This is a genomic window from Oceanobacillus kapialis, from assembly GCF_044790185.1.
Classification (GTDB): domain Bacteria; phylum Bacillota; class Bacilli; order Bacillales; family Amphibacillaceae; genus Oceanobacillus_B; species Oceanobacillus_B kapialis.
The window spans coordinates 1,988,887-2,003,897 of the sequence record NZ_CP085256.1; the positions used below are offsets into that span (position 1 = coordinate 1,988,887).

17 protein-coding genes are annotated in these 15,011 nt (G+C 38.3%); all 17 read right to left on the minus strand.

Annotated elements, in window-relative coordinates; translation table 11 throughout:
* Positions 1-40: 40 nt before the first annotated feature.
* On the minus strand, positions 41-1,333 hold the full coding sequence (spoIVB, locus tag LG273_RS10440; protein ID WP_404453333.1) for a SpoIVB peptidase: 1,293 nt from the start codon (positions 1,331-1,333) through the stop codon (positions 41-43).
* Positions 1,334-1,647: 314 nt separating this feature from the next.
* Positions 1,648-3,369 carry a DNA repair protein RecN gene (recN, locus tag LG273_RS10445; protein WP_404459521.1) on the minus strand — a complete coding sequence of 574 codons (1,722 nt, stop codon included), beginning with the start codon at positions 3,367-3,369 and terminating at the stop codon, positions 1,648-1,650.
* Between the two features lie 33 nt (positions 3,370-3,402).
* A complete protein-coding gene (gene ahrC, locus LG273_RS10450; protein ID WP_379564357.1) occupies positions 3,403-3,852 on the minus strand; it encodes a transcriptional regulator AhrC/ArgR in 450 nt (149 codons plus the stop codon).
* 51 nt (positions 3,853-3,903) lie between these two features.
* Positions 3,904-4,731 carry a TlyA family RNA methyltransferase gene (locus LG273_RS10455; protein WP_379564359.1) on the minus strand — a complete coding sequence of 276 codons (828 nt, stop codon included), beginning with the start codon at positions 4,729-4,731 and terminating at the stop codon, positions 3,904-3,906.
* Entirely contained in the window at positions 4,728-5,342 is a 615-nt protein-coding gene (locus LG273_RS10460) for a hypothetical protein (RefSeq protein WP_379564361.1), read from the minus strand. The genes LG273_RS10455 and LG273_RS10460 overlap by 4 nt, the downstream gene beginning before the upstream one ends.
* A 677-nt stretch (positions 5,343-6,019) precedes the next feature.
* Complete coding sequence (locus LG273_RS10465) at positions 6,020-6,901, minus strand: polyprenyl synthetase family protein (RefSeq protein ID WP_379564363.1); 882 nt, start codon at positions 6,899-6,901, stop codon at positions 6,020-6,022.
* 2 nt (positions 6,902-6,903) lie between these two features.
* Positions 6,904-7,137, minus strand: coding sequence for an exodeoxyribonuclease VII small subunit (locus tag LG273_RS10470; RefSeq protein WP_379564365.1), 234 nt, complete (start codon positions 7,135-7,137; stop codon positions 6,904-6,906).
* Positions 7,130-8,479, minus strand: a complete 1,350-nt coding sequence (gene xseA, locus LG273_RS10475; protein ID WP_404453340.1) for an exodeoxyribonuclease VII large subunit — start codon at positions 8,477-8,479, stop codon at positions 7,130-7,132. The genes LG273_RS10470 and xseA overlap by 8 nt, the downstream gene beginning before the upstream one ends.
* Positions 8,476-9,330: a bifunctional methylenetetrahydrofolate dehydrogenase/methenyltetrahydrofolate cyclohydrolase FolD gene (gene folD, locus LG273_RS10480; protein ID WP_404453343.1), complete on the minus strand. Its 855-nt coding sequence runs from the start codon at positions 9,328-9,330 to the stop codon at positions 8,476-8,478. The genes xseA and folD overlap by 4 nt, the downstream gene beginning before the upstream one ends.
* 16 nt (positions 9,331-9,346) lie before the next feature.
* Entirely contained in the window at positions 9,347-9,727 is a 381-nt protein-coding gene (nusB, locus tag LG273_RS10485) for a transcription antitermination factor NusB (RefSeq protein WP_404453346.1), read from the minus strand.
* A gap of 152 nt (positions 9,728-9,879) precedes the next feature.
* Positions 9,880-10,278, minus strand: coding sequence for an Asp23/Gls24 family envelope stress response protein (locus LG273_RS10490; protein WP_404453349.1), 399 nt, complete (start codon positions 10,276-10,278; stop codon positions 9,880-9,882).
* A 25-nt stretch (positions 10,279-10,303) separates the two neighbouring features.
* Positions 10,304-11,668, minus strand: a complete 1,365-nt coding sequence (gene accC / locus LG273_RS10495; protein WP_379564375.1) for an acetyl-CoA carboxylase biotin carboxylase subunit — start codon at positions 11,666-11,668, stop codon at positions 10,304-10,306.
* A 13-nt stretch (positions 11,669-11,681) separates the two neighbouring features.
* A complete protein-coding gene (gene accB / locus LG273_RS10500; RefSeq protein ID WP_404453352.1) occupies positions 11,682-12,179 on the minus strand; it encodes an acetyl-CoA carboxylase biotin carboxyl carrier protein in 498 nt (165 codons plus the stop codon).
* A 150-nt stretch (positions 12,180-12,329) separates the two neighbouring features.
* Positions 12,330-12,932 (minus strand): hypothetical protein, encoded by a 603-nt coding sequence (locus LG273_RS10505; protein WP_404453355.1) that lies wholly within the window; start codon positions 12,930-12,932, stop codon positions 12,330-12,332.
* A gap of 219 nt (positions 12,933-13,151) precedes the next feature.
* Entirely contained in the window at positions 13,152-13,748 is a 597-nt protein-coding gene (locus LG273_RS10510) for a SpoIIIAH-like family protein (RefSeq protein ID WP_379564381.1), read from the minus strand.
* A gap of 15 nt (positions 13,749-13,763) precedes the next feature.
* Positions 13,764-14,390 carry a stage III sporulation protein AG gene (gene spoIIIAG / locus LG273_RS10515; protein WP_379564383.1) on the minus strand — a complete coding sequence of 209 codons (627 nt, stop codon included), beginning with the start codon at positions 14,388-14,390 and terminating at the stop codon, positions 13,764-13,766.
* Positions 14,387-15,010, minus strand: coding sequence for a stage III sporulation protein AF (gene spoIIIAF / locus LG273_RS10520; RefSeq protein WP_404453359.1), 624 nt, complete (start codon positions 15,008-15,010; stop codon positions 14,387-14,389). Before spoIIIAF ends, spoIIIAG begins: the two co-directional genes overlap by 4 nt.
* Position 15,011 lies beyond the last annotated feature (1 nt).

Below are 15,011 nucleotides of genomic sequence, written 5' to 3' on the forward strand. Positions count from 1 at the left end.
AGTGACTTGTGATGGAAAAAATTCCATACAAGTCACTTTTTTAGCTTGCTTTTTGTTCTTCTCTTGTTTGTTTATAAATATTAATACCGGCATCTTGAAGCATCCACTCAATATGAACACCATAGCCTGAGGTCGGATCATTTACAAAAACATGTGTGACAGCACCTATTACTTTTCCATCCTGAATAATGGGACTGCCGCTCATCCCTTGGACGATACCACCTGTCTTTTTTAACAGCTCCTTATCTGTTACCTGTATAACCATCCCCTTGGTTGCAGGGAACTTTTGTGGAACGGAGCTTACCACTTCAACATCAAATTCTTCTACTGTCTCATCTTCTAAGACAGTTAAGATCTTTGCTGGACCCTCTTTAACTTCATGGGAGAGTGCAACTGGTAAAGGCTTATCACTTTTGCCGTTCTTAATACTATCTTCCAGCTTTCCAAAAATCCCAAAAGGAGTGTTTTTTGTAATTGTTCCTATTTGGTTTTCTTTAACGGAAAATTTTGCTTGTTTTTCACCAGGGACTCCATTATTTCCTTTTTCAATTGAGGTGACGGTAGATTTTACAATTGTACCATCATGAATTTCAATTGGTTTCTTTGTATCCATATCTGAAATGACATGCCCTAATGCACCATATTTTTTGGATTTTGGTTCATAAAAAGTCATCGTACCAATACCCGCTGCTGAATCACGAATATACAGACCTATTTTATAATCTTCTTCTTTAGCATCTAATACTGGTGTCAAGGTTGTATTAATCATTTCCTTGCCTCTTTTAAGTTTTACCTTTAACGATTTGTTCTGCTCACCGGCCTTTTCGACTAAAGGACGAACTTCTTTCATTTCCTTAATTTGCTTACCATTGATCTCTAACAATATATCGCCAACCTGAATTTCTGCCTCTTCTCCTGGTGAAAGTGTCTTGTTATTGACATTGACTAGGTGATGGCCAACAACTAGGACGCCTTGTGTGTGTAATTGTACTCCGATTGATTGCCCTCCTGGGATAACTTTCATATCATCAAGTACAGAGACGTCTACCTTCTTAATTGGTATACCTGCCAGCTCATACATCAGCTGACTGTCACCCGACTCTTCAGTTGAAAACGCGGAGCTGTCAACAGCTTTTACAGCCGAACTGCTTGAAGTGATTGTTGAATCTTCTCCTAAGTCAGGCAGTGTAATAGGAGATTGATTTTGAAAAGTCACAATCTCATCAGGAATGGAAAGGTATTGCTTAACAGGGGAGATAAAGGGCATGGATAAAACGAAAGCAAACAATAAAGAACCAACCCATATTCGTATTTTATTTTCACGTGGTCTCAAATTTTCATTCACTCTCCTCGTTCCTAACCCATACCAGTTATTTATTTCTGTACTTCTAATTTGACCGAACTAGCCTCGTTTTAAACTGGGGAAACCTAAGCAAGATGTGTAACATTTCCTTTTTTAAACCGTTAAAAGTAGGTATAAGCACTCCCTTAGCACTTTGACAGATAACCCAGTTGTTAAACAAGGTAAATATTCGCATATGTATTCATCTCTAAACAACGCCTATAACCTTTATAACTATTCAAACGTAACATCCCAAAATAAAAAAGCCAGATATTATAGCATCTGACTTTTTATGAAAAAATATCCTATAAATTTTTTGATTTAAACGTGACAGCTAATTCAAGTAATTCCTTTGCGTGCTCTTTGGCAGTTTCGGTTAATTGCGTTCCGGTAATCATTCTGCTTAACTCTACTACTTGCTCTTTTGAGCTTAATTCTTCAACTTTTGTAGAGGTACGGTTATTGCTTTCCGCTTTCTCAATTAATTTGTGTGTATCAGCCATTGCTGCCACTTGTGGTAGGTGTGTAATACATAGTACCTGTGAACTGCTGGAAAGTTGATAAATTTTTTCGGCGATTGCCTGTGCAACCCGTCCACTTACACCTGTATCAACTTCGTCAAAAATGACACTGGTTACGCCTTGATGCTTGGCAAATATTTTTTTTAATGCAAGCATGATACGAGATAACTCTCCTCCAGAAGCGACTTTATGAAGATCCTTCAATGGTTCACCTGCATTTGTAGAAATTAAGAAACGGATCTTATCAAAGCCATTTTTATGAAGCTTCTGCCTCTGGTTAGACTCTGGATCATAATCTGTAATATGCTGAAAAGATATAGAAAATGTTGCTTTCTCCAGATAAAGATCTTTTAATTCATTTTTAATTTCTGTTTCTAATGCTTTTGCGTTTTTGATCCGAATGTCATGTAATTGCTGTGCCTCCAGATAGGCATCCTTTTCTACTTCTTCAATTTGGTCAGCTAATTTTGCAAGATGAGAATCCTTATTGGTTATTTCTTCGATTTCCTCTTCAATTTTGGCCATATAATCAAGAATATCGTTAACTGTCGGGCCATATTTCTTTTTCAGACGATTAATTTCATTAAGCCTGGCCTCTACTTCATTTAGTCTTTCCGGGTTATAATGCTGTGATTCGCTATAATTCCGCAATGAAAAGGTTAATTCTTCAAGTGCATAATAATGATTAGAGATTTCTTCGGATTTTTCCTTAATAAACGCATCATAATCACTACTTACATCTAGCGCATTGCGCGCACTATTTACCCATTCAAGACCTTTTTGTTCACCATATAGGGCGTTATAGGCATCCTGCAATGCTGTATAAATTTTCTCAAAATTAGCTAATGAACTGCGCTCTTCTTCAAGCACTTCGTCTTCGTTTGGTTCAAGGTTCGCTTGTTCTAATTCCTTGAGCTGGAATTCAAGCAAATCAAGCCTGTGAGCCATTTCCTGTTCGTTTTCACTTAAATCTTTGTAACGAGCTTTAAGTGTTCCTAAACGATCATAAAGATCGCTGTATTCTGTTTTAGATTGCTTCATAGCTTCCGGATCATAGAGGTCGAGTAATTCTAAATGACTTTCAGGATCCATTAAAGATTGGGTTTCGTGCTGGCTGTGAATATCGATTAACGTTTCCCCAAATTCCCGAAGAATTCCCAGTGTAACAAGCTTACTATTAACGCGGCAGATACTTTTGCCGTTTGCTGTAATGGTTCGCTCTAATACAACTTGGTCATCGGAAATTTCAATGCCAAAATTTTTCCCTACTTGATAGATAGGATGATTTTTGCCCTCTAAGATGAATAATCCTTCAATTTCTGCTTTCTTTGAACCATGTCGTACAAATTCTACAGAGCCTCTTCCACCTGCTAATAGTTGAACTGCATCAATAATAATGGACTTTCCTGCACCTGTCTCACCTGTCAAAACAGTAAGTCCCTCATGAAACGTTATGGAAATTTGATCAATAATTGCAAAATCCCGAATTGATAATTCCGTTAACATATATAGCATTCATCTCCATTTTCGAAATAATCATTATAGCATTGTCAAAAATCGTTCTTTAATGAGTGCTGCATTTTCTTCCGTCCTGCAAATTATTAAACAGGTATCGTCTCCACAAATCGTGCCCATAATTTCTTCCCAGTCAAGATTATCAATTAAGGCACCAACTGCTTGGGCGTTCCCCGGTAAAGTTTTTAGTACGATTAAATGACTTGCATGGTCTATTTTCACAAATGCATCCATCACAAGTCTTTTTAGTTTGTTTAAAGGGTTAAACCGCTGATCTGCAGGAAGGCTGTACTTATATTTACCATTAGATGCAGGCACCTTTACAAGATGAAGTTCTTTAATGTCTCGAGATACAGTAGCCTGGGTCACTTTATAATCCAAATTTTTCAAGCGATCAACCAAGTCATCTTGTGTTTCGATTTCATTTTCAGTTATAAGCTCACGGATTTTGATATGACGTTGTATTTTACTCATATAGCACCTCTTTATTTTCTATAAACACAAACGGCCTACATAAGTAGCCCGTTATTTTTCGTTTGATGTATGGAACTCATGGTGGGCATTCTCCACTATATCTTCTATTTCGACAGTAGCAGGAGAAATTCCTTCATTTTCTTTTTGCCAGCCAAAGTGGGCTAAGAATTCAATATTCCCATCCCCACCCGTTATGGGAGAATGCGTGAGATCAATTAACTCATAGTTTTCGCTTTTAGCAAATTGAATAATTTCATGTAACACCTGATTGTGCACTTTTTTATCTCTTACAATCCCTTTTTTCCCTACTTGCTCTCTACCCGCTTCAAACTGTGGTTTAATTAATGCAATTACATCACTATTTGATTCAAGTAGTTGACGAAGCACAGGAAGAATGAGCTTTAAGGATATAAAGGATACATCAATTGTTGCTAGATTAGGCGTTCCTTGCTTTAGCATATCGTTCGTTACATACCTGAAATTTGTTCGCTCCATCACAACGACTCTGCTATCATTACGAAGCTTCCAGTCAAGCTGATTATAACCAACATCGATGGCATAACTTTGTTTCACGCCATTTTGCAGGGCACAGTCTGTGAAACCACCTGTCGAGGAACCAACATCTACCATTATTTTATCTTTCACGGAAAGGTTAAAGTGGTTTAATGCCTTCTCAAGCTTTAACCCCCCTCTACCAACATAGGGGATAAGCTTTCCTTTTACAGTAAGGGGAATACTGGAATCAACCTTCATACCTGGTTTATCAAGTCTTTCCTGTTCGGAATAGACTAATCCAGCCATAATTACACGTTTCGCCTTTTCTCTTGATTCAATTAGATTTCGTTCAACTAACAATATGTCAAGTCTTGTTTTTGTCATCGTGTCTGTCCTTTATTACGTGTCTTATTTTTTGAAGAGGAGTTAGAAAAAATTGTAATCTTAAGCTTATCTTCGAGCAATGCTATTATTTTTCCGGCGAAAAAGATAATCCTAGTGGAAGCGTTAATTCCAAAATACTTCCCTAACGCTTTACCTCCAACCGTCAGGGCTGCTACGATACTTGTTAGCACAACAGAGAGCACGAGTTGAAGGGTAGACCCTTCTCCTTCTCCAAATAAATTGGCAATTTGAAGTACCACAATTGCGGAAGCAGTCCCACTAACAATACCCGATATATCTCCAATTACATCATTACAAAAACTAGCGAAGCGATCCGCATTTCTTACGATCATAACAGCTTCTTTTGCTCCTGTTACCCTTTCGGCAGCCATCGCATGGAATGGGGTCTCATCGGCAGCGGTTGCTGCAATTCCCATCATATCAAATAAAATACCAATTAACACAATGAGTAGAACAATTAGTAGCCCTACGATCCATATTACGCCACCTAATATGGAAGAAGAAATAATTGAAAAAATAGCCGCTAGCACAAAAGTGATAACGGCAATAGTTAAACTAAACTTTAAAGAACGTTTTATATTGGGGTTCATTTCATACCTCTATTTAGTAATAATTATGTATCAAGGAATGGTCGTTTAAAAGGTAAAAACTGCGGCTTAGGTCCAGTAGGTTTTCCCAGATAACTACCCCATGTTGCCATGTAGGCGGTTCCCCTTTAAAGCTATCTTAGCTTTGTCACCAATAGCTAGACTGGATTACCACTTAGTCCGCACTATAATCCCTTTTAAAAGTCTTCGAACAGTCTAGGAGATTTCCTCAACAGCCCTTAACCGCTCCCTAGCCTCTTTTGCAATGCCGATTTCATAGAGATGAAAACAGTCAAACCAGTGGCCATCTGATTCGCTATTTGTGACTCTAATCCCCTCGAACATCACTCAAGGCAGGCTACGCTGCAAATAAGGTGTCCCTAACTTTATTATGCAGGTTCATACCCCAGTCCATAATAGCCCCTAGGCTTAGTTGCTACTACAGAGATGGGCCTCCGCGGTAATCGGGTCAACGCCCACATGCCTTTGTGGATCGCCCAAAAACCTTAACTCCCAGCATAAACCCAAGGCTGGGCGCCTCAAGCCTACACAAGGAACTTCATCGATGTGCCCTTTGGCGAATTTTTAGGCCCGCCTTCAGAAACGGAGGACTGACTAGAATACTGCACCATTCCTTTTGTATTTTTATTATAGCATATTCCTTATCATTTTTCCATTTTTTAATGATCACGATTACTGAAATAATCAGTTAGTTCCATGAGGATGGACCCTTCAGCACCAGCGTGCTCTAGCGCTTTTTTTGCTTCGGCAACGTATTGGTTTTTTCGAGCTTGAGCACCGTCTAATCCAAGTAATTTAGGGTATGTGCTTTTTTGATTTTCTTCATCACTACCTACCGGCTTTCCAAGCTTTTCTTGGTCGCCTGTTACATCAAGTATGTCATCCTGTACTTGGAAAATCAGCCCTAGATAATATGCGAATTTCTCCAGTGCAGCTAATTGTTTGGCATCAGCGCCTGCAATATATGCCCCCGCATAAACCGCAAATCGCACTAACTCTCCAGTCTTTAGTGTGTGGATACGTTCTAATTCCTCAAGAGTTACGGGGCGGTCTTCTGCTTCCATGTCCAGCAATTGTCCACCTACCATTCCAGAAGGACCACTGACCTTTGCAAGCATCCTACTAAGGTGGTACCTTTGTTCATCGGTGAGACCTGCTTCTCCTCCTACAATTTCGAAACTATATGTAAGGAGCGCATCTCCAGCAAGGATCGCAGTTGCTTCGTCAAAGATTTTATGATTGGTTGGTTTTCCCCTTCGGAAATCATCATTATCCATTGAAGGAAGATCATCATGTATGAGTGAGTAGGTATGAATCATTTCGAGCGCTACAGCAGTCGGAAATACTTCTTCCTTCCGTTGTCCAAAAGCCTCATAGCTTGCAATGAGCAGGATCGGCCTTAGTCTTTTCCCACCTGCTTCAACGGAGTATAGCATCGATTTTTTTAGTATTTCTGGAATATCCAATTTAGTAAGCTGGTTTTTAAGTTCTTGCTGAACCAGTTCTTTTTTTTCTTGGATATATGCCTTTAAATCGGTCAAGGTTACTCTTCCCCCTCTATTTGAAAAGGCTCTAAATCTCCTTGTTCATTCATAATGTTTGTCATTTTCTCTTGAACATTTTTTAGTTTATCATTACAAATTTTTGACAGCTTCATCCCATCTTGGTAGTAGGAAATTGCTTTTTCTAATGGAACATCACCTTCTTCTAATTTTTCCACTATTGTTTCCAATTCCTTCATCGCCTCTTCAAACGAAAGCTCTTGTTTATCACTCATTATTTTCCTCCTCAATTTCTTGCACTTGACAGTTTAGCTTGCCATCAGCCAGCCTTACTTGAATAATATCTTGCTTTTCTACATCTGTAACGGACTTAATTAAATCTCCCGCTGTATTATAAGGTAACGAAAATCCGCGCTTCATCGTCTCTAATGGATTAAGTAACGTTAGCTTATCAAGCAGTCTATTCCACTCTGTTGATTTATTCTGTAAGAGTTGGGACATATATGTGTTCTGTCTCTTTGTTAAGTCGGTTAAACGGTCGCTTGCAAGTTTTATTTTTTCCTTTGGATGCTGAAGCGTAATCCGATTATGTAGGTTGCGATAACTCTCCTGGAAATTTCTAATTTGGTATGATAACCCTTTTGTCAACGACTCTACTGCTGAATCTAACGCCTGTTCCTTTTGTTTCACAAGTTGCTCTGGATATTTAAAAGCATACGATTGTCTTAGTTGTTTAAGTCTATTTCGATGTGTAATTAGCAATCTTTCAAGCTCTCTTTGTACAGTACGCTTATTTTTCCTGATAGTTTCGTGCAGTTCTTCTTGTGATTGCACTGCGATTTCACCTGCTGCGGTTGGTGTAGGGGCACGTAAGTCAGCAACAAAGTCACTAATGGTCGTATCTGTTTCATGACCAACTGCCGATATAATAGGTATCTTTGATTGAAAGATCGCTTCAGCTACTACTTCTTCATTAAAAGACCAGAGCTCTTCTATCGAGCCCCCACCTCTTCCAACGATAAGCAGATCAAAGTCTGAATGATTATTTGCCATCGCAATTGCGTCCGCAACAGACCTTGGCGCATTAGGTCCTTGCACCAATACCGGGATAACAGTTAATTCAACAATTGGATACCTTCTTTTAATGGTTGTAATAATATCCCTTACTGCCGCTCCGGTTGGGGACGTAATAATACCAATTCGTTGTGGGAAAGAAGGCAATGTTTTTTTGTACTTTGCATCAAAGTATCCTTGCTTACTCAATTTTTCTTTTAATTGTTCATAAGCAAGGTATAATGCTCCAATCCCATCCGGTTCCATTTGCTGAATATATAGCTGGTATTGCCCGTGTGCCTCGTAAACGCTAATTTCACCTCTAATTAAAACATTCATCCCGTTCTCAGGTCTGAATTTTAAATACCTATTACTTCCTGCAAACATCACAGCCTGCATTCTCGCTTGTTCATCTTTAATAGTCATATACATGTGACCACGACTATGCTGTTTAAAATTGGAGATTTCTCCCTTTAACGAAATGTTTCGCAAGTGAGGGTCTGTATCCATTTTCCGCTTTAAATACCTTGTTAACGCTGTTACTGTTAAATACTTGTCCTTCACGAATTTTCCAGTCCTTTAGCTGCCTTAATCGTGTTCTCAAGCAACATCGTAATTGTCATGGGACCAACCCCACGTGGAACGGGTGTAATAAAAGATGCTTTCTCTTTTGCTTCATTGAAGTCAACATCTCCAGTAAGGGAACCATCTTCTAAGCGATTAATTCCAACATCTACTACTACAGCCCCGTCCTTTATATGCTCTGCTCGAATTGCATTGACTTTACCGACAGCAGCGATGAGGATATCAGCTTGCTTTGTTATTTGCGCTAAATTCTTTGTTTTGGAATGGCAATATGTAACGGTAGCATTTTCATTTAGGAGTAATTGTCCAATTGGTTTACCAACAATGTTACTTCTCCCAACAACTACTGCATGTTTTCCGGCAATCGAAATATCCTTTGATTTAAGCATCGTGATGATGCCATATGGAGTACATGGCAAAAAGGCATCTTCCCCTGTCATCATACGACCAATATTGATTGGATGAAAACCATCTACATCCTTGGTGTAGGAAATTGTATCAATAACCTTTTGCTCTCGGATTTGTTCTGGTAATGGTAATTGTACAAGAATGCCGTGAACGGTAGGATCCTCATTAAGTTTCTCAATTTGCTGCAGCAAATTGGCTTCAGTCGTGTCATGATTCATTTCAATTACGTCGGAAAGAATTCCTGTCTCTTTGCAAGCTTTCTTTTTACCATTAACATAACTTTTGGAAGCAGGATTGTCTCCAACCAAAATAACACTTAGCTTTGGGAAAACACCTTGATTATTCAGCTCTGTTACCTTCTGTTTCATTTGCTGTCTCAATTCTTGTGCTAAATCTTTTCCGCTTATAATTTCTGCAGCCATTGAATACTTCCCCTTTTTATTTGTTTAATTTAGATAGTACACCATTAATAAATTTACCTGATTTATCATCCCCGTATGTGTTAGCTAACTCAACGGCTTCATTGATAGACACATTAACTGGAATGTCTTCAAGATACTTCATTTCAAATGCAGCAATACGCATAATGGTTTTTTCAACAGAAGCAATTCGCTGCAAACTCCAGTTCTCCAGATTCTCGGAAATAAGCTGATCTAAATCTGTTTTATGTGATGCAACACCTTCAACGAGCAATGTTAAAAAAGTATCATTCTCTTCAGATTCAAGAAATTCAGCAATTGCCTGTTTTGGTTCATTATCGTTAATATCTAATTGGAAAAGTATTTGAAATGCTTTTTCCCTTGCTGCATGTCTATTCATTCTAAATTAGCTCCTTTTATCCTTATCTTCTACAAATCATAACATGATTAAAATACCAATGCTAGAAACAAACAAATAATCCGTTTCCCAGCAGTATTTAAAAAAAGCAGGACCAGAAAAAGTTCCTTTCTGATCCTGCTCAAAACGTTCTTTTATTCTCCAATTTGGTCACGCTCATCTTTAACATCCATCTGGATGCCAACAACATGAATATTAATTTCATCAATCTCTAATGCTGTCATATTCATTAGTGCCTGACGAATGTTTGTCTGTATATTTTGAGCAACCTGGGGTATAGAAATACCAAAATTTAGGATTACATATAGATCGATCAATATGCCTGTTTCTGTTAATTCTACTTTAACACCTTTACTGTGGGCCTTTTTCCCAAAACGTTCCGCTACTCCTGTGGCGAAATTGCCCCGCATTGCGTAAAGTCCTTCCGTTTCGGCCGCTGCTATCCCAGCAATTACTTCAATTACTTCAGGTGCTATTTCTACACCTCCAAGACTCGTATCATCACTTACGTTTAACAAAGGCTGTTCACTCATCGTCTCACCACTCCTTTATTAATCTTTACTTTTCTTCACCCTTTTCAAGAATAGGGTGATCCTCAAGAAACTTCGTATTAAAGTCTCCATTTACAAATACTTCATGCTCCATTAATTGACGATGAAAAGGAATTGTTGTTTTGACACCTTCAATTACAAATTCATCAAGCGCTCTTCTCATACGGTCAACCGCTTCTTCTCTTGTTGCTCCAAATGTAATTAATTTAGCAATCATGGAATCATAATATGGTGGTATATAGTACCCAGGATATGCAGCAGAATCCACCCGTACACCTAATCCGCCTGGTGTTAAATACATATTAATTTCTCCTGCAGACGGCATGAAGTTCTTAAACGGATCCTCTGCATTAATTCTACATTCCATTGCCCAGCCATTAAACTGAATGTCTTCTTGTTGGAACGATAACTCTTCGTTATTCGCAATATTAATCTGTTCTTTAATGAGATCGACCCCTGTTACTTGTTCTGTCACAGGGTGTTCTACCTGGATTCTTGTATTCATTTCCATAAAGTAAAATTCTTGGCTTTTTCTATCAAAGATATATTCAATAGTCCCAGCACCTTCATAATTAACAGCCAAAGCTGCTTTTACAGAAGCTTCACCCATTTTCTTACGTATTTCCTCAGTTAAAGCTGGAGATGGAGTTTCTTCCACCAATTTCTGAAGGCGTCGCTGAATGGAACAGTCTCTCTCCCCTAAGTGTACTACATTTCCGTGTCGGTCTGCCAACACTTGTATTTCAACATGACGAAAATCTTCAATATACTTTTCAAGATACACACCAGGGTTCCCAAAAGCAGTTTCTGCTTCATTCTGAGTGATTTGTATTCCTTTAACTAACTCTTCTTCAGTACGGGCAACACGTATTCCTTTTCCGCCGCCACCCGCTGTTGCTTTAATGATAATAGGATAACCAATTTCTAATGCTAGTTCTTTGGCTTGTTCCTCATTTTCAATTATACCATCCGACCCAGGAACGATAGGAACGTTTGCTTGCTTCATCGTCTCTCTTGCAACATCTTTGATGCCCATTTTTTGAATGGCCTCAGGTGTTGGACCAACAAAGGTTATATTGCAAGCTCTACATATCTCTGCAAAGTCAGCATTTTCTGCCAGGAAACCATATCCTGGATGGATAGCATCTACTTTAGTGGATGTCGCCACACTCATAATATTAGTGAAATTTAAGTAGCTGTCCTTAGATAAGGTAGGCCCTATACAGTACGCTTCGTCAGCCATTTGCACATGTAATGCTTCCTTATCCGCTTCGGAGTACACAGCGATCGTTTCAATGCCCATCTCTTTACAAGCACGAATAATTCGAACCGCTATTTCCCCTCTATTAGCAATTAGTAATCTTTTAATCACGTTCTACATCCCCTTACTTTGTGGCTACTCTAAACAATGGTTGTCCGTATTCTACTAATTCGCCATTAGTAACAAGAATTTCCACTATTTCTCCTGTTACTTCAGCTTCTATTTCATTAAATAACTTCATTGCTTCAACAATACAAACAACTGTAGACGCATCTACTTTACTGCCAGTTTGTACGAACGGATCGCTTTCTGGCGTAGGAGCCAAATAGAATGTTCCAACCATTGGAGAAACAATTTCATAGTCATAATTTTTACTTGCGGATTCAGTTTTTGTTGTTTCTGTTTCTGCTGGTGCTTGAGCTGGTGTTGCTTGTTTAGGCTGTTCACTCTCAGTCGTTACTGGTGCAGAAACAGTAGAGTCTGGCGCTGTCACTACAGGGGCACCATTGCCTTTATTCTTTTTCACTTTTACTTTTGCTCCATTTGTTTCATACGAAAACTCATCAATGGAAGATTCATCAATTACCTTTATTAGTTCACGTAATTCTTCTACCTTTAACATATTTACAGGCACCCTTTCGTTGTTAACTTTATTATTAGGTACTAATAACTCCTCTTAATATAGTACGACAAATGTATGGGAAACATCAAGGTTATTCCATTATCTCCTAAGTAGGAGTATTTTAAATACGTTCATATAACCTTCGTATTCTTAGGGTTTCTCTTCGATTGCAGACCTCTGCTCTTTCTCTGAAATCCCATATCCAGTAAGAAGCTTTGTAACCTTCTCTTTCGCTTTATTGGAAACGACTATACAATGGGAATGAAAGAGCTGTTGATGAATAACCAACTCGTATCCTTCTTCATTTACCTCTTTAGCATGACCATAGTATCGATGGTTTACATCAATTGGTTTAAATTGGAACGACTTTATCTGTTTCCACCATAGAAATCGGCTTCCAATTAAAAGACCATCATCTCTGATGGAAAACAAATTAAATAAATTTCGCCCAGGTATTATTAAAAAAAGTATATATAGTAGAATAATCCCATTATTAGTAATCGCAGCTCCATAATAGATAGCAATTGCAAGTAAAATAAAAGCGATATACATAACGATTATCCATTTCCGGCCATGAAAGGTTGGTTCAGCGACAGGCTTTCCCGGAGCTTGTTTTCTAATTGACCATCTATCTTTTTCAACAACGGGAAACACAATCCCTTTTCTCAGTTTGATCAAAGTTTGACTCAATCTAACAACTTGATACCCTACAAATGAAAAATATAGAATAGTAATTATTAAATCCATATCCATACATGCATCCCCTTTTTCAAGATTGGTTTGACGCTGAAGTTGTATTGTCAGTAGTGTAATCGGATAGCTCTGAGTCTAGTTTATCAGAAAATAGAGTCATTTTCCCTTAATTTCAGGTTATGAATCTTGATTATTGTGGCTATTTTTATACATGAAAAAATCCGAACTCCAAGTCCGGATTTTAATGTAATTGCATGCTTTATCTCACGTGACACTTCTTTATTCTTCTTCAACAGCTCCTGGCTGAAAGTTCACATCGACAACCATATCTCTATCAAACTCGTCTCTTACCATTTGCATAATATTATTAGCCTCAGTTGGTGACAATTCCTCAGCTCTTACATGCACATGTACTTTATCATCTTCGGAGCGAACGAGCACATCTGGATATTCGCCTGTTTCCAAAATGCTTTCTTCAAGAATCGTTTCTTTCGTTTCTATTTCTTCAAGGACGTCAATTTCTTTTAAAGCTTCATCCTTCTCTTCTGGTGAACTCGCGCTAGAAGCTACAATATCTGTTAATCGATCCTTAGTCATGCTTCGCTTATCATTCAATTCCATTCGAATCGTTGTAAATAATTCGTCTTCTCCTAGGTTGGAGATATTATCCACTTCTGTTTCGCCTTCCGTACCGTCCTCTTCTTCCACATCTCCTTCTTCCTCAGATGGATCGGACGATACCGTTTCTTCATTATCTCCTTGTCCATTATTTAGATAAGCAAGATCTTCACTATCAGGAGATGTCATGTAATACACACTCAGTACGATCATAAGACTCAACATAGTTAATAACCAAACAGTTTGCTTTTTTAACATAATTAATTCCTCCCTTTAATTTTTTGGCATAACAGATACTCTATGTGTTGGAACATCAAGTACGCGTGATGTTGATTCTACTATCCACTTCTTCACTGATGCGTGATCTGCACCTTTTGCGACGACGAAAACCCCTCTTACTTCAGGTTTTTTCGTCTGGATAAGCAACGGAACCTCACCTTCACCTTGTCTAACTAATACAGTTTGAGCCTCTTCTGTACTATCCTGGACTTTCCTCGTACCACCATTTTTATCTGATTCATCGGTGGTTTGCTGTCCATAAATTAAATTTTTTTCATAGACTTTTATATTAGTAGATTCCAGGTTTACCATTACCTCTGCTTCAGAAACACCTTTTATATTATTTAGCATGGATTCCAAATCTTTTTTATAGCTATCCTCCAACTCTGCTATATTTGAAGTTGTGGCATTCTCTTCAGAGCGGACCGGTTTAGCAGTCTCTTCAGATTCTGATTCTAGTTGTTGGGCTAACTGTTGTGGTGGTTCTTCATCTGAGGGAGAGAAGACCTTCCCTACTAAGAGCAGCATGAGACCAACTAAGGCAAGAATTAGCATGTAACCTGTCTTCTTCGACAAACCCTTCTCCCGATTTTTAAACAGTTTATCTAGTATTTGTTTCAAGATGTGCCTCCCTCCCATATGATGGTCAGTTCTTTCTCCTGTAAGTCCCAAACATCCTTTAACAGACTTACTATACGTTTTTCATCTTCAGCATTGTCTTTTCTGATTGTCTGCTCTTCCGTATTAATTACCACATCTTCTACTATACGCACTGCTCCCTCCCCTTCTTCAATTTCTCTAATGCTAACAATGACTTTATCGAGAGCCTCAAATGATAGCTCACCTTCCTGCGCAAACAGAAAATCGATATCCGCTATCTCGACTTGATAGTCCTCCCGTAATGGATCTTCTGCAAGATCCGTAAGTTGGACAGCCATTTGTTCTAAAATATATGCAGATTGTGAGGATTCTATTTCATTTTTTTGAAATTCAATTAAACTTTCTACATTTTCTTCCTCATTTTCTTGTTGTATCACCGCCTGGTAGGATTGTTTAATCGCGCTCCCAATATCAATTTGAAACAGATAAAATATTGGCTTTAAGAGTATTAAAATTAATATCAATCCTACGATTAGCTTGATATACTTCTTCATGGATGTAGACGGCATCAAAAGATCTATGATTGTTGCAAGTAGCACAAATATAATAATTTGGGTAACCCACTGAATCAGTACATCCATT

Coding starts and splice junctions, on each gene's coding strand:
- recN (WP_404459521.1), bottom strand. CDS start 3,369: ATGTTAACGGAATTATCAATTCGGGATTTTGCAATTATTGATCAAATT.
- ahrC (WP_379564357.1), bottom strand. CDS start 3,852: ATGAGTAAAATACAACGTCATATCAAAATCCGTGAGCTTATAACTGAA.
- LG273_RS10455 (WP_379564359.1), bottom strand. CDS start 4,731: ATGACAAAAACAAGACTTGACATATTGTTAGTTGAACGAAATCTAATT.
- LG273_RS10460 (WP_379564361.1), bottom strand. CDS start 5,342: ATGAACCCCAATATAAAACGTTCTTTAAAGTTTAGTTTAACTATTGCC.
- LG273_RS10470 (WP_379564365.1), bottom strand. CDS start 7,137: ATGAGTGATAAACAAGAGCTTTCGTTTGAAGAGGCGATGAAGGAATTG.
- folD (WP_404453343.1), bottom strand. CDS start 9,330: ATGGCTGCAGAAATTATAAGCGGAAAAGATTTAGCACAAGAATTGAGA.
- nusB (WP_404453346.1), bottom strand. CDS start 9,727: ATGAATAGACATGCAGCAAGGGAAAAAGCATTTCAAATACTTTTCCAA.
- LG273_RS10490 (WP_404453349.1), bottom strand. CDS start 10,278: ATGAGTGAACAGCCTTTGTTAAACGTAAGTGATGATACGAGTCTTGGA.
- accB (WP_404453352.1), bottom strand. CDS start 12,179: ATGTTAAAGGTAGAAGAATTACGTGAACTAATAAAGGTAATTGATGAA.
- LG273_RS10505 (WP_404453355.1), bottom strand. CDS start 12,932: ATGGATATGGATTTAATAATTACTATTCTATATTTTTCATTTGTAGGG.
- LG273_RS10510 (WP_379564381.1), bottom strand. CDS start 13,748: ATGTTAAAAAAGCAAACTGTTTGGTTATTAACTATGTTGAGTCTTATG.
- spoIIIAF (WP_404453359.1), bottom strand. CDS start 15,010: ATGGATGTACTGATTCAGTGGGTTACCCAAATTATTATATTTGTGCTA.